At 64.7% G+C, this 11871-nt stretch carries 18 protein-coding genes, 1 tRNA gene and 2 pseudogenes; 2 read left to right on the top strand and 19 right to left on the bottom strand.

Annotated elements, in window-relative coordinates; all coding sequences use genetic code 11:
- Positions 1-23: 23 nt before the first annotated feature.
- Positions 24-764 carry a queuosine precursor transporter gene (locus G7077_RS10790; RefSeq protein WP_166411707.1) on the bottom strand — a complete coding sequence of 247 codons (741 nt, stop codon included), beginning with the start codon at positions 762-764 and terminating at the stop codon, positions 24-26.
- A gap of 59 nt (positions 765-823) precedes the next feature.
- On the opposite strand from G7077_RS10790, the gene G7077_RS10785 reads away from it, so the two are divergent.
- A tRNA-Arg gene (locus G7077_RS10785) sits at positions 824-900 on the top strand.
- Between the two features lie 67 nt (positions 901-967).
- Here the strand turns inward: G7077_RS10785 and G7077_RS10780 are convergent.
- From G7077_RS10780 to G7077_RS10770, 3 genes are all read right to left on the bottom strand, one after another.
- The gene (locus G7077_RS10780; protein WP_166411706.1) at positions 968-1132 is read right to left on the bottom strand and encodes a hypothetical protein; all 165 of its coding nucleotides are present in this window, start codon (positions 1130-1132) and stop codon (positions 968-970) included.
- A 123-nt stretch (positions 1133-1255) separates the two neighbouring features.
- Positions 1256-2206 (bottom strand): J domain-containing protein, encoded by a 951-nt coding sequence (locus tag G7077_RS10775; RefSeq protein WP_166411705.1) that lies wholly within the window; start codon positions 2204-2206, stop codon positions 1256-1258.
- A 60-nt stretch (positions 2207-2266) separates the two neighbouring features.
- The gene (locus tag G7077_RS10770; RefSeq protein WP_166411704.1) at positions 2267-3676 is read right to left on the bottom strand and encodes an FAD-binding oxidoreductase; all 1410 of its coding nucleotides are present in this window, start codon (positions 3674-3676) and stop codon (positions 2267-2269) included.
- 64 nt (positions 3677-3740) lie between these two features.
- Between G7077_RS10770 and G7077_RS10765 the strand changes: the two genes are divergently transcribed.
- Complete coding sequence (locus G7077_RS10765) at positions 3741-4229, top strand: dihydrofolate reductase (RefSeq protein WP_206367628.1); 489 nt, start codon at positions 3741-3743, stop codon at positions 4227-4229.
- A 3-nt stretch (positions 4230-4232) separates the two neighbouring features.
- On the opposite strand, the gene G7077_RS10760 is transcribed toward G7077_RS10765, so the two are convergent.
- From G7077_RS10760 to rplP, 15 genes and pseudogenes are all read right to left on the bottom strand, one after another.
- Positions 4233-4877: an adenylate kinase gene (locus G7077_RS10760; RefSeq protein WP_166411702.1), complete on the bottom strand. Its 645-nt coding sequence runs from the start codon at positions 4875-4877 to the stop codon at positions 4233-4235.
- A 31-nt stretch (positions 4878-4908) separates the two neighbouring features.
- Positions 4909-6258 (bottom strand): preprotein translocase subunit SecY, encoded by a 1350-nt coding sequence (secY, locus tag G7077_RS10755; RefSeq protein WP_166411701.1) that lies wholly within the window; start codon positions 6256-6258, stop codon positions 4909-4911.
- A 106-nt stretch (positions 6259-6364) separates the two neighbouring features.
- Positions 6365-6913 carry a 50S ribosomal protein L15 gene (gene rplO, locus G7077_RS10750; RefSeq protein ID WP_166411700.1) on the bottom strand — a complete coding sequence of 183 codons (549 nt, stop codon included), beginning with the start codon at positions 6911-6913 and terminating at the stop codon, positions 6365-6367.
- 51 nt (positions 6914-6964) lie between these two features.
- On the bottom strand, positions 6965-7144 hold the full coding sequence (rpmD, locus tag G7077_RS10745) for a 50S ribosomal protein L30 (protein WP_166411699.1): 180 nt from the start codon (positions 7142-7144) through the stop codon (positions 6965-6967).
- A 6-nt stretch (positions 7145-7150) separates the two neighbouring features.
- Positions 7151-7903 (bottom strand): 30S ribosomal protein S5, encoded by a 753-nt coding sequence (gene rpsE / locus G7077_RS10740; protein ID WP_166411698.1) that lies wholly within the window; start codon positions 7901-7903, stop codon positions 7151-7153.
- A gap of 2 nt (positions 7904-7905) precedes the next feature.
- Complete coding sequence (rplR, locus tag G7077_RS10735) at positions 7906-8259, bottom strand: 50S ribosomal protein L18 (protein ID WP_166411697.1); 354 nt, start codon at positions 8257-8259, stop codon at positions 7906-7908.
- Positions 8260-8262: 3 nt separating this feature from the next.
- Positions 8263-8796 (bottom strand): 50S ribosomal protein L6, encoded by a 534-nt coding sequence (gene rplF / locus G7077_RS10730; protein ID WP_166411696.1) that lies wholly within the window; start codon positions 8794-8796, stop codon positions 8263-8265.
- Positions 8796-9191 (bottom strand): 30S ribosomal protein S8, encoded by a 396-nt coding sequence (rpsH, locus tag G7077_RS10725; RefSeq protein ID WP_166411695.1) that lies wholly within the window; start codon positions 9189-9191, stop codon positions 8796-8798. Before rpsH ends, rplF begins: the two co-directional genes overlap by 1 nt.
- A 9-nt stretch (positions 9192-9200) precedes the next feature.
- Positions 9201-9506 (bottom strand): 30S ribosomal protein S14, encoded by a 306-nt coding sequence (gene rpsN / locus G7077_RS10720; RefSeq protein ID WP_166411694.1) that lies wholly within the window; start codon positions 9504-9506, stop codon positions 9201-9203.
- 32 nt (positions 9507-9538) lie between these two features.
- Positions 9539-10128: pseudogene (rplE, locus tag G7077_RS10715) on the bottom strand (50S ribosomal protein L5).
- A complete protein-coding gene (rplX, locus tag G7077_RS10710; protein ID WP_166411693.1) occupies positions 10121-10441 on the bottom strand; it encodes a 50S ribosomal protein L24 in 321 nt (106 codons plus the stop codon). The pseudogene rplE and the gene rplX overlap by 8 nt, the downstream one beginning before the upstream one ends.
- Before the next feature lie 2 nt (positions 10442-10443).
- Positions 10444-10812 (bottom strand): 50S ribosomal protein L14, encoded by a 369-nt coding sequence (gene rplN / locus G7077_RS10705; RefSeq protein WP_166411692.1) that lies wholly within the window; start codon positions 10810-10812, stop codon positions 10444-10446.
- 141 nt (positions 10813-10953) lie between these two features.
- Positions 10954-11202 (bottom strand): annotated as a pseudogene (rpsQ, locus tag G7077_RS14220) (30S ribosomal protein S17); the annotation flags it as partial.
- 9 nt (positions 11203-11211) lie between these two features.
- The gene (gene rpmC / locus G7077_RS10695; RefSeq protein ID WP_166411690.1) at positions 11212-11421 is read right to left on the bottom strand and encodes a 50S ribosomal protein L29; all 210 of its coding nucleotides are present in this window, start codon (positions 11419-11421) and stop codon (positions 11212-11214) included.
- 4 nt (positions 11422-11425) lie between these two features.
- Positions 11426-11857 carry a 50S ribosomal protein L16 gene (gene rplP / locus G7077_RS10690; protein WP_166411689.1) on the bottom strand — a complete coding sequence of 144 codons (432 nt, stop codon included), beginning with the start codon at positions 11855-11857 and terminating at the stop codon, positions 11426-11428.
- Positions 11858-11871: the final 14 nt, after the last annotated feature.

The raw sequence follows: 11871 nt of genomic DNA, 5'->3' as shown, positions 1-11871 counted from the left end.
TCGCTTCCCGCAAGCTATGGAGTCTAAACGGCGGCACGAAAGGGGGTGAAATCGGTTCGGACGTCGAACAGGTCGACGCCTTCGCGGCGCTTGAGCGCGTTGACGACCAGATAGGTGACCGGAGTGAGGAGAACTTCCCACGACACCTTCAGGAACCATTGGGTTAGCAGAACGGTCAGCACGCTCTGCGTCGTCCAGCCTTCGGCGCCCCAAAAGGCGAGCGGGTAGAAGATCAGGCTGTCGACCGCCTGCCCCACCACCGTCGATCCGATGGTGCGCGACCACAGATGCTTGCCGCTGGTCAGCACCTTCATCTTGGCAAGAACGAAGCTGTTGACGAACTCGCCCGCCCAGAAGGCGACGATGGAGGCGAAGACGATGCGGGGCACCTGGCCGAACACGGCCTCATAGGCGCCTTGCCCGGTCCAGCCGGCATCGGGCGGAAGCTTGACGACCACCCAGCTCATGAAAGCCATGAAGAGCAGCGCGGCTGTACCGACCCAGATGCAGCGTCGGGCCCGGGCATAGCCGTACACTTCGGTGAGGATATCGCCGATGACGTAGGACAGTGGAAAGAAGAGAATGCCGGCACCGAACGGCCAGGGACCGAGTAGCGGCAGGTCAATCAATGCCCGCTTGCCCGCGCCGAGTACGTTGGACAGCAGGAGGATGGCGACGAACGCCGCCATGACCAGGTCGAAATAGCGGAAGTGACGCCCGCTCGCGGCGGTCGCATCGGTGCTGACGGCTGGTGGTTCCCCCATGACCCGCAATCCTATCGCTGTTCCCTGCCCGCGCAAAGCAGGTTAGGTGAGCCCTCGGAGCGCCCGTAGCTCAGTTGGATAGAGCACTAGCCTTCTAAGCTTGTGGTCGCAGGTTCGAATCCTGCCGGGCGCGCCATCGACCCAGATCGAACCTCGTCGGAGTCGAAGCGGAGCGAGCCTAACCTGCCGGCCAGCTTACCCGATCAAGTTGCTCCCAGAAGCGCCCGCGCCGCCATGATGGCGAGGATGCAAAGCGTCGACGCCACGGCGCTGTAGCTCACGAACAGCATGTGCGGATGGTCGCTCAGGTGGAAGCTGGACGGCTCGATCCGGTGCTGCCATTTCACCAGCAGATTCATCGTCTTCATCGCGCGCTCCCTTCATGGATGCGGCGCGTCAGCGACTCGGCACGCTGAGACCCAAGCAAGGTGCGCCCTTCGGGGCCTGACGTAAATGCGGGTTAGGTCCGATCTCGCGCGGCGCCGGGGCGGCTAAAAGTCCGACAGGTTTGGCGAGGACCTTCCGCTGCCCATCGTCACGGGCATCAAGGTCAGCGAGACATTGCTGAACCGCGTGCCGTTCGCCTCCACCACCTCCGTCAGATCCAGCGGCTGGCTGCGCGCGATGCTTCCGTCATTGAGGTTGAGATAGGCGACGTCGTAGGTCCCGGGGGCAAGCGCGCGAATGGCAAAGCTCGTGCGGGGCGGAAGATAGACGTGCCGCACGGCAATGCGATCGCCCGCGTCGCGTTTGCTGAGCTTCAGGTAAACGGGGAAGGAATTGGGACCGTTGTCGATGGTGAGGGTGGAGCGGCCGCCCTCCTCCAACTGCGGATAGCCCCGAACATAGTCGGCCCTGGCCGGCCAGGGTTGTCCATTGGGAGCACGGTCACGGATCGCGGCAAGGTCAATCGCGGGCTGCTGTGGGAGCGTCGGGGCAGCAGCGGCACGGCGCCAGCGCTCGGCCGCGCGTCGGCCCGCGTCTTGTTCGGACAATAAGGCGGCAACGAGCATCAAGCCGGCAAGTACCGCCACGATCAGGGTGCCGACGCTTCGCAGCCGCCCCGGCGCCATCGCTGCCTCAACGGCGCCCGACACGCTGCGCGTGTCACGGCTGAAGCGGACGGCCGTGGGTGAGGGCTGCGACCAGAGCGGCGGGTCGGCGGCCGAAAGGTTGGTGCGGACGGCTGCGGCGGCGCGACGCTCCTCGCCCGCCGTCTCCTGGCGCCTGATCCAGCGATCATGCTCGCGCCGCGCATCCTCGTCGGTGAGGACGGCGTAGGAGGCATTGAGACTGGTCATCATCTCGGCTGCCTGCGGGTCGCCGAGGTTGCGGTCGGGATGATGCTTGGCACTCAGCACGCGATAGGCGGCCTTGATCACCTCGGGACTGGCGGACCGAGAGACCTGCAGGTTGTCGTAATGGGTTCGGAACTTGGCCAAGCGGACCTCTGACCTGAATTGTCGTTCAATCCCCGACGTTTGGCAACGCTGCCGAAGGGCCTACCGTACCAGCTTGCCGGGATTCATGATGCCAAGCGGATCGAGCGCATGCTTGATCGCCCGCACAGCGGCGACCCGCGCGGGCTCCGTCAGCCGCTCGAACTCGCCGATCTTAAGCTGGCCGATGCCATGCTCCGCGGAGACGGAGCCGCCTGCCTCGCCGACCAAGTCGTAGACCAGCCGCGAGACTTCCTTTGCACGCTCCGGCGCCCATACACCATCAAGTGCCCGGACATGAAAGTGGACGTTGCCGTCGCCCAGGTGACCGAAGGCGTCCACCTTGGTGCCGGGAAAGCGGCGTTCCACCTCGGCGCCTGCCTCCTCGATGAAGCGGGGCATGTCGGCGACGCGGACGGAGATGTCGTGGGCAATGCTGGCGCCGTGCGCCCGCTCCGCCTCGGCGATGCTGTCGCGCAAGTGCCAAAAGGCCTCGGCCTGCGCTTCGTTGGCGGCGATGGCGGCGTCGGCGAGATGGCCCGCCTCGTGCGCGGCACCGAGCCCCTCCTCAATCGCGGCGCGCAGCAGGTCGCCGTCGCCGCTGGTGGTCGCCTCGATAAGGACGTGCCAGGCATGCTCGCCGCTGAGTGGGCTACGCGTGTTCGGGATGTGCCGGAGAACGAGCGCAAGCGTGTCGTGGGGAACGATCTCGAACCCCTCGATCCCGGCAACCCTTTCCTCGAGAAAGCGCAGCAGGTCGAGCGCCTGTTCCGGGCTAGAGACGCCGCACCAAACCGTGGTCCGCGCGGCGACGGCGGGGAACAGCCGCAGCGTGGCGGCCGTGACGATGCCCAGCGTTCCTTCCGCCCCCACCAGCAATTGATCGAGATTGTAGCCGCGATTGTCCTTCTTCAGCGCCGCAAGCCCGTTGTGGACGGAGCCGTCGGGCATCACCGCCTCGATGCCCGCCACCAGCGAGCGCATGGTGCCGAAGCGAAGCACCTGCGTGCCGCCCGCATTGGTGGCGATCAGGCCGCCGATGGTGGCGCTGCCCTTGGCTCCAAGCGTCATCGGAAAGCGGCAGCCCTCCTCGGCGACCCGGTCGTGGAGGTCGGACAGGATCACCCCCGCCTCGGCGATCGCCTGCCGGTCGCCGGCACTGACGGATCGGATGCGGTTCATCCGCCGAAGACTGATGAGCAATGCCGAGCCGTCCCCTGGCGGGGTCGCACCGCCGCACATGGAGGTGTTGCCGCCTTGGGGAACGAGCGGAATCCGAAGCTCCGACGCCAGCGAGACGATCGCCGCCACTTCCTCCGTGCTGCCGGGAGTCAGCATCGCCCCCGAAATGCCCTGGAACTTGCCGCGCCAGTCGGTCAGCCAGGGCGCGATATCGGCACTGTCCGTCACCACCGACTTGGGTCCGAACCGGTCGCGGATGGTCGTGACGAGGCGGGTCTGCTCAGCGTTCATGCCGCTTCTTTAGCGGCGAAGACGCCGCTTGGCATATCCCTCGTGCGGCGGCATGAGCAGGCGCATGAGCTGCCCTATTACCCTCCTCGTCGCGCGGGCGCAGAACGGAATCATCGGCCGCGCGGGCAAGTTGCCGTGGCACCTGCCTGCGGACCTGAAGCGGTTCAAGGCACTGACGATGGGCGGCGCCATGGTGATGGGACGCAAGACGTTCGACAGCCTGCCGGGACTATTGCCCGGACGTCGGCACATCGTGCTAACCCGCGACCGCCACTGGCAGGCAGAAGGTGCGGAGGTGGTCGGCGGCGTCGAGGAGGCCTTGGCGGCTTCGGGCGATCAGCAGCTGTCCGTTATCGGCGGCGCGGAGATCTTCGCGCTCTTCCTTCCTAACGTGACCCGCATCGAACTGACCGAGGTGCTCGCCGACGTGCCGGGCGACGTCACCATGCCCGACCCGCGGACTAGCGGCGACTGGCGCGAGACGTGGAGTGAACCTCATGCGGCCGACGGCAATCGACCACCGTTTCGTTTCGTAACGTTGGAACGCGCTTAAGCGTCAGCCGTCGAGGATGGAGTCGATCTGGGCCGCGACGGCGTCGACGGACGCCATGCCGTCAACCCGGCGAACGAGTCCCTTGTCCTCATAATAGGGTAGGATCGGCGCGGTCTTGGCGCGATATTCGGCCATGCGGGTCCGCACCGTCTGTTCGTTGTCATCGGGCCGGCGCTTGAACTCGTGGGCGCCGCATACGTCGCAAGTGCCTTCGACCTTCGGCTGCTTGAACGTGTCATGGTATCCCGTCCCGCAGCTGGCGCAGCTGAACCGGCCGGTGATGCGGTCGACTAGTGCCTCTTCATTCACTTCAAGCTCGACGACATGGTCGAGCTTGCGCCCGCGCTCCGCCAGCAGGATCTCCAGCGCTTCGGCCTGATGCTTGGTCCTCGGAAAGCCGTCGAAGATGGCGCCCTTGCCATCACTGCCATCGAGATGCTCGCCGATCAGCGCGCTGACGATGGCATCGGAGACCAGCTCCCCCGCCTCCATCACCGCCTTCGCCTTGAGGCCTACCGGAGTCTCCTTGGCGACCGCAGAGCGAAGCATGTCGCCAGTCGACAGCTGGACCATCCCCCGTTCGGCGACGAGACGCTGCGCCTGTGTTCCCTTGCCGGCGCCCGGAGGCCCGAGGAGGATGATGTTCAATGCGCTTCCCCTGCTTGTCGCGCCGTTGGAACTAGCGCTTGCGCGCACCCTTCAGCTTCGCCTTCTTGATCAAATCGCCATATTGGTGCGCGATCAAGTGGCTCTGGATCTGCGCCACCGTGTCCATGGTGACGTTGACCACGATCAGAAGGCTCGTGCCGCCGAGATAGAAGGGCACGCCGGCCTGGCTGAACAGAAGCTCCGGGACCAGGCAGATGATTACCAGGTAAGCGGCGCCGACAACCGTTAGGCGGCTGATCAGATAGTCGAAATATTCTTCCGTCTGCTTGCCGGGGCGCTTGCCGGGAATGAAGCCGCCGTGCCGCTTCAGATTCTCGGCTGTTTCCTCGCTGTTGAACTGCACCGCCGAGTAGAAGAAGCAGAAGAAGGCGATGCCGGCGCCGTAGAGCAGCATGTAGAGCGGCGAACCGTGGCGCAGGTAGGTGCTGACGGTGATCAGCCAGTCGCTGGAGTCGGCGCTCGTTCCGCCGCCGCCCGCCATCTGCAACACGGTCAACGGCATCAGCAGCAGCGAGGAGGCGAAGATCGGCGGAATGACGCCCGCAATGTTGATCTTCATCGGCAGGTGGCTGCGCTCCTGCTGCATCCCGCGCGCCGTTTGCCGCTTTGGATATTGAATCAGCACCCGGCGCTGGGCCCGCTCCATGAAGCAGATGAACAGGACCAGCGCGACCACCAGGACGATGATGCCGACGATCAGCACCGGATCCATGGTGCCGGTACGGCCGCCTTCGAGCAGCTGGGCCATGGTGCCCGGCAGCGACGCGACGATGCCGGCCATGATGATCAGGGACACGCCGTTGCCGATGCCGCGGCTGGTAATCTGCTCACCGATCCACATCAGGAACAGGGTACCGCCAACGAGGCTGATGGTGGCAGCAACACGGAACAGCATGCCGGGCTCGACGACCGGCGACCCTTGCGCGCTCTCCAGACCGACGGCGATCACATAGCCCTGCACCAGGGTGATCGCGACGGTGAGGTAGCGAGTGATCTGGTTGAGCTTCTTGCGCCCGGTCTCGCCTTCTTTCTTCAGCGCCTGCCATGGACCGTAGAGGGTGGCACCGAGCTGAACGACGATGGAGGCGGTGATGTAGGGCATGACGCCGAGCGCGATGATGCTCATGCGCTCCAGGCTGCCGCCCGAGAAGGTGTTGAAGAAGTCGAGGACGCCGCCGCGCTGGTTGTTGAAAAGGCTCGCCATCGCGCGTGGGTCGATGCCCGGCATCGGCACATAGGACAGGAAGCGGAACAGGATCAGCGCACCAAGCGTGAACCACAGGCGCCGCTTAAGCTCGGTCGCCTTCGAAAAGCTCGACAGCGAGATGTTGGAAGCCATTTGTTCGGCGGCAGAAGCCATCGGTGATCCTTGAGAAAACGGCGGCGACGGACAGTTTCGTCCCCGCCGCCGATATAATGCCTAGAAGCCGTTTGTCTAAGGCCTCAACAATGAGGCTTGGGCAAGCTTACTTGGCGGCGCTCTTCGCGGCCTTGTCGGCGATGCGCGCTTCGCGGGCCTTGCCCTTCTTGGCCTTGGCGAGCTCCGCGCTGTCCTTTCGCTCGATGATCGAGACCGAGCCGCCGGCCTTCTCGACCGCCTCACGCGCACCCTTGGACGCGCCGGCGACGGTGAAGTTCAGCTTGGCCGAGAAATCACCCTTGCCGAGCAGGCGGACGCCGTCCTTGCCACCACGGGCAACACCGGCAGCCTTCAGCGCCGCATGGTCGATCGTGCCCTTGGCGTCGAGCTTGCCGGCATCAACCAGCTTCTGGATCGCGCCGAGGTTCACCTCGGCATAGTCCTTGGCGAAGATGTTGTTGAAGCCGCGCTTCGGAAGCCGCATGTGGAGCGGCATCTGGCCGCCTTCGAAGCCGAAGATGCTGACGCCCGAACGGCTGGTCTGACCCTTCTGGCCGCGGCCGGAGGTCTTGCCCTTACCCGAGCCGATTCCGCGTCCGACGCGCATCCGGCCCTTGCGGGCGCCATCATTGTCCTTGAGTTCGTTCAGTTTCATGTGTGTGCACTCGCTTTCGCTTTTGTCGCGCATCCCCGAGAGGGGAAGAGATTAGGCGTTCTCGACGCTCACAAGGTGCTGCACCTTGCGAACCTGGCCGAGCACTTCAGGCGTGCCCTCCACTTCCACGGTGCGGCGGATCTTGTTGAGCCCGAGACCGACCAGCGTCGCGCGCTGGGTCTTGTCGCGGCGGATCGGCGATCCGATCTGGGTGATCTTGATCTTGGCCATGCTGGCTTACTCCGTGATCGCTTCGGCCTGAGCCTCGGCTTCGGCAGCGCTTGCACCGCCACGGCCAAGCAGGTCAGCGACCTTCTTGCCACGGCGCTGGGCGACCGAGCGGGGGCTCGACTGATCCTTTAGCGCCTCAAAGGTCGCGCGGATCATGTTGTACGGGTTGGACGTGCCGACCGACTTGGTGACCACGTCGGCAACGCCGAGGCTTTCGAAGATGGCGCGCATCGGACCGCCGGCAATGATGCCGGTACCCGACGGAGCAGCACGAAGGGTCACCTTGCCGGCGCCGAAGTGGCCGTTGCCGTCATGGTGCAAGGTGCGGCCATCGCGCAGCGGAACGCGAACCATCGCCTTCTTGGCAGCGGCGGTCGCCTTGCTGATCGCTTCCGGAACTTCGCGGGCCTTCCCATGACCGAAGCCGGCGCGGCCCTTGCCGTCGCCAACGACGACGAGCGCGGCGAAACCGAAGCGCTTGCCGCCCTTCACGGTCTTGGAGACGCGGTTGATGTGGACGAGCTTTTCGATCAGCTCCTCGCCGCCATCGTCGTCGCCGCCACGGTTGCCGCGACGGTCGTCACGCCGGCCACGATTGCCGCCGCCGCGATTGTCGCGTCCGCCCGGACCGCGTCCGCCACGTCCGCCACGCGGACCACGACCTTCAGTCTGCGCCGGAGCACCGGCATCGGCCTCGGCAGCCGCGGTCGGGGCGTCGGGGTTGCCCGCCTGGGTCTGGGTTTCGATTTCGTCAGCCATGCTTAGAACTCCAGCCCGGCTTCACGGGCGCCGTCGGCCAGGGCCTTGACCCGGCCATGGAAAAGGAAACCGCCACGGTCGAACACGACCTTGGACACGCCGGCCGCCTTGGCCCGCTCGGCCAACGCCTTGCCGACGGCAGCAGCGCCTTCGCGGGTGGCATTGGTCTTGCCCTTGAGGTCCTTGTCGAGCGTCGACGCGGCAGCAAGCGTGCGGCCGGCGGTGTCGTCGATGACCTGGGCATAGATGTGCCGGCCCGAACGGTGAACCGACAGACGCGGCTTGCCCGACGCGGTCGCCCGGAGCGAGGTGCGCACGCGCTGACGGCGGCGGTCGAAGAGAGAGAGTTTCGCCATGGCTTACTTCTTCTTGCCTTCTTTGCGGTAGATGAACTCACCGCGATACTTGATGCCTTTGCCCTTGTAGGGCTCCGGCTTGCGCCAGCGGCGGATTTCGGCCGCAACCTGGCCCACCTTCTGCTTGTCGATGCCGCTGATCTCGACCGTGTTGGCGTCGGGCGTCTTCACTTCGACACCTTCCGGCACGGCATAGTTCACATCGTGGCTGTAGCCGAGCTGCAGGCGCAGGTTACGCCCCTGAGCCGCGGCGCGATAGCCGACGCCGGTGATTTCAAGCACCTTGGTGAAGCCGTCCGTGACGCCGGTGACCAGGTTTTGGACCAACGTGCGCTGCATGCCCCAGAAGGCCCGCGCCGCCTTGGTCTCGTTGGCCGGCTGAACACTGATGCCGCCGTCGGAGATGTCATAGCTGATCTCCTCGCGCATCTGCAGCTGCAGCGTGCCCTTAGGACCCTTGACCGACAGGATCTGGCCTTCGGTGGTGGCGCTCACGCCCGAAGGCAGCGGCACCGGCCTTTTACCGATACGGGACATTAGAACACCTCCGCCAGCACTTCACCGCCGACGTTCTGCTCACGCGCTTCCGCATCGGAAAGCACGCCGCGAGGCGTCGAGACGATGACCGTGCCAAGGCCGTTGCGGATGCGCGGCAGTTCCTGCGCACCCGAATAGACGCGGCGGCCGGGCTTCGACACGCGCGCCAGATGATGAATGGCCGGCTGGCCTTCGAAATATTTGAGCTCGATGCGCAGGCCACGCTGGCCGGCAAGCTCTTCTTCCGAATAGCCGCGGATGTAGCCTTCGCGCTGAAGCACGTCGAGGACGCGCGTGCGCAGCTTCGACGCCGGCGTCAGGATCGAATCCTTGCGCGCCTGCTGGCCGTTGCGGATGCGGGTGAGCAGGTCACCCAGGGGATCGGTCATTGCCATATCTGGACCTTACCAGCTCGACTTCGTGACGCCCGGGATCAGGCCCTTGTTGGCCAGTTCCCGAAGCATGATCCGCGACAGGCGGAACTTGCGATAATATGCGCGCGACCGACCGGTCAGCTCGCAACGGTTGCGGATGCGCGTCGGGTTCCCGTTGCGCGGGATCTCGGCGAGCTTCAGGCGCGCGATCAGGCGCTCCGTCTCGTCCTTCGACTCATCGTCCGCGATCGCCTTCAGCTTCGCGTACTTCGCCGCATGCTTCTGGACGAGCTTCTTGCGACGCTCGTTCTTGTTGATCGAACTCAGTTTCGCCATGACTTAAGTTCTTCTCCTAAACGCAGGTCCGCTTACGCGGCCTGCTTTGCCTCTTCGTCGCGGGGGAACGGGAAGTTGAACAGGCGGAGCAGTTCGCGCGCCTCTTCATCCGTCTTCGCGGTGGTGGTGATGATGATGTCCATACCCGGACCTTGTCGATCTGGTCGTAGTTGATCTCGGGGAAGATGATCTGTTCCTTCAAGCCCATGGCATAGTTGCCACGGCCGTCGAACGACTTCGGGTTCAGGCCACGGAAGTCGCGGACGCGCGGCAGCGCGACGGTGACCAGGCGGTCCAGGAACTCGTACATGCGCTCACGGCGGAGCGTCACCTTGCAGCCGATCGGCATGCCTTCGCGCAGCTTGAACTGAGCGATCGATTTCTTGGCCTTGGTGACCACAGGCTTCTGGCCGGAGATCGCCTGCATTTCGGCAGCGGCGGTCTCGACCTTCTTCTTGTCCTGGGTCGCTTCGCCAACGCCCATGTTGATGACGATCTTCTCGAGCTTCGGCACTTCAAGAGCATTCTTGTAGCCGAACTTCTCCGTCATCGCCTTGGCGATGCGGTCGTCATAATCCTTCTTGAGGCGCGGCGTGTAGCCGTCCTTCTTGGCTTCAGCCATTGATCAGCTCCCCGGACTTGGCGGCCACGCGGACCTTCTTGCCGTCCCTGGTTTCGAAACGGACCCGCGTCGCCTTGCCGGTCTTCGGGTCGGCAACAGCGACCTTGGACACGTGAAGCGGCGCTTCCTTGCGCTCCAGACCGCCCTGCGGGTTGGTCTGGCTAGCCTTGCGGTGACGGGTGGCGACGTTGACGCCGGCCACGACGACCTTCGAATCCTTCGGGATCGAACGGACGACTTCGCCAGTCTTGCCCTTGTCCTTGCCGGACAGGACCACGACGGTGTCGCCCTTGCGGATTTTGGCAGCGGCCATGGTTAGAGGACCTCCGGCGCAAGCGAAATGATCTTCATATGCTTCTTGGCGCGAAGCTCACGGACGACCGGGCCGAAGATACGGGTGCCGATCGGCTCCTCGTTCTTGTTGACCAGCACCGCGGCATTGCCGTCGAAGCGGATGGTGGAACCGTCCGGACGGTGGATGTCCTTGGCGGTACGAACGATCACTGCGCGGTGAACGTCGCCCTTCTTCACGCGGCCGCGCGGCGCGGCTTCCTTGACCGAGACGACGATGATGTCGCCGACGGTCGCGGTCCGGCGCTTGGAGCCGCCCAGCACCTTGATGCACTGAACGCGCTTGGCGCCGCTGTTGTCCGCTACGTCCAGGTTGGACTGCATCTGGATCATGGTTCGACCCTTACCTTCTTATCTATCTGCTCAGGCGTCCGCGGCTGCGACGTCTTCGGCTTCAGCCGACGCCTTCGCACCCTTGGAGCCCTTGGCCGACTTGGCCGGCTGAACTGCGGCTTCGTCGCTGATCTCGATCTCGGCCGCCTTGGCAGCGCCGACGCGCTCCGTCACGGTCCAGGTCTTCAGCTTCGAAATCGGAGCGCATTCCTCGATGCGCACCTGCTCGCCCAGTTTGAAGGCATTGCCTTCGTCATGGGCGTGATACTTCTTCGACAGCTTGATGATCTTGCCGTACAGCGGGTGCTTCACCCGCCGCTCGACGCGGACCACCACGGTCTTGTCGCCTTTGTCGGACACCACGGTGCCGGTGAGGACGCGCTTTGGCATATCTACTCCTTACGCCTTGGCCGTCTGAGCGGCGGAGCGCTGGGTCTGAAGCGTCTTGATGCGGGCGATGGTGCGACGCACCTCGCGCACCCGCGACGGCTTCTCGAGCTGGTTGGTGGCGGCCTGGAAGCGCAGGTTGAACTGCTCCCGCTTCAGCTCCGACAGCTGCTGCTGCAGCTGATCGTCGGAGGCGGCCTTGAGGTCGTCGATCTGGGCCATAATTTTATTCCTCTTCGATCAGGGTTTCGCCGAGACGGGCGACAACCTTGACCTTGATCGGCAGCTTTTCGGCGGCGCGTTCGAACGCCGTCTTGGCGAGCGGACCGGGAACGCCGTCCAGCTCGAACAGGATGCGGCCGGGCTTCACGCGGGCGACCCAATATTCGGGCGCACCCTTACCGGAGCCCATGCGGACTTCCGCCGGCTTGGAGCTGACCGGAAGATCCGGGAAGATGCGGATCCACAACCGGCCCTGACGGCGGATGTGACGGGTGATCGCGCGGCGAGCCGCTTCGATCTGACGGGCGGTGATCCGCTCCGGCTCCATGGCCTTGAGGCCGAAGGCGCCGAAGTTGAGCTCCGTTCCACCCTTGGCATTGCCATGGATGCGGCCCTTGAAGGCCTTGCGGAACTTGGTGCGCTTGGGTTGCAACATGTCTTAAGTCCTTC

It is taken from the genome of Sphingomonas piscis, assembly GCF_011300455.1.
GTDB classification, from domain to species: Bacteria; Pseudomonadota; Alphaproteobacteria; order Sphingomonadales; family Sphingomonadaceae; genus Sphingomicrobium; species Sphingomicrobium piscis.
This window is presented reverse-complemented; position numbering and strand designations above follow the sequence as displayed.

Coding starts and splice junctions, on each gene's coding strand:
- rpmC (WP_166411690.1), bottom strand. CDS start 11,421: ATGGCCCAGATCGACGACCTCAAGGCCGCCTCCGACGATCAGCTGCAG.
- rplP (WP_166411689.1), bottom strand. CDS start 11,857: ATGTTGCAACCCAAGCGCACCAAGTTCCGCAAGGCCTTCAAGGGCCGC.
- G7077_RS10770 (WP_166411704.1), bottom strand. CDS start 3,676: ATGAACGCTGAGCAGACCCGCCTCGTCACGACCATCCGCGACCGGTTC.
- rpsH (WP_166411695.1), bottom strand. CDS start 9,191: ATGGCAATGACCGATCCCCTGGGTGACCTGCTCACCCGCATCCGCAAC.
- rpsE (WP_166411698.1), bottom strand. CDS start 7,903: ATGGCTGACGAAATCGAAACCCAGACCCAGGCGGGCAACCCCGACGCC.
- rpsN (WP_166411694.1), bottom strand. CDS start 9,506: ATGGCGAAACTGAGTTCGATCAACAAGAACGAGCGTCGCAAGAAGCTC.
- rplR (WP_166411697.1), bottom strand. CDS start 8,259: ATGGCGAAACTCTCTCTCTTCGACCGCCGCCGTCAGCGCGTGCGCACC.
- G7077_RS10765 (WP_206367628.1), top strand. CDS start 3,741: ATGAGCTGCCCTATTACCCTCCTCGTCGCGCGGGCGCAGAACGGAATC.
- rplN (WP_166411692.1), bottom strand. CDS start 10,812: ATGATCCAGATGCAGTCCAACCTGGACGTAGCGGACAACAGCGGCGCC.
- rplO (WP_166411700.1), bottom strand. CDS start 6,913: ATGAAACTGAACGAACTCAAGGACAATGATGGCGCCCGCAAGGGCCGG.
- rpmD (WP_166411699.1), bottom strand. CDS start 7,144: ATGGCCAAGATCAAGATCACCCAGATCGGATCGCCGATCCGCCGCGAC.
- G7077_RS10780 (WP_166411706.1), bottom strand. CDS start 1,132: ATGAAGACGATGAATCTGCTGGTGAAATGGCAGCACCGGATCGAGCCG.
- secY (WP_166411701.1), bottom strand. CDS start 6,258: ATGGCTTCTGCCGCCGAACAAATGGCTTCCAACATCTCGCTGTCGAGC.
- rplF (WP_166411696.1), bottom strand. CDS start 8,796: ATGTCCCGTATCGGTAAAAGGCCGGTGCCGCTGCCTTCGGGCGTGAGC.
- rplX (WP_166411693.1), bottom strand. CDS start 10,441: ATGGCCGCTGCCAAAATCCGCAAGGGCGACACCGTCGTGGTCCTGTCC.
- G7077_RS10790 (WP_166411707.1), bottom strand. CDS start 764: ATGGGGGAACCACCAGCCGTCAGCACCGATGCGACCGCCGCGAGCGGG.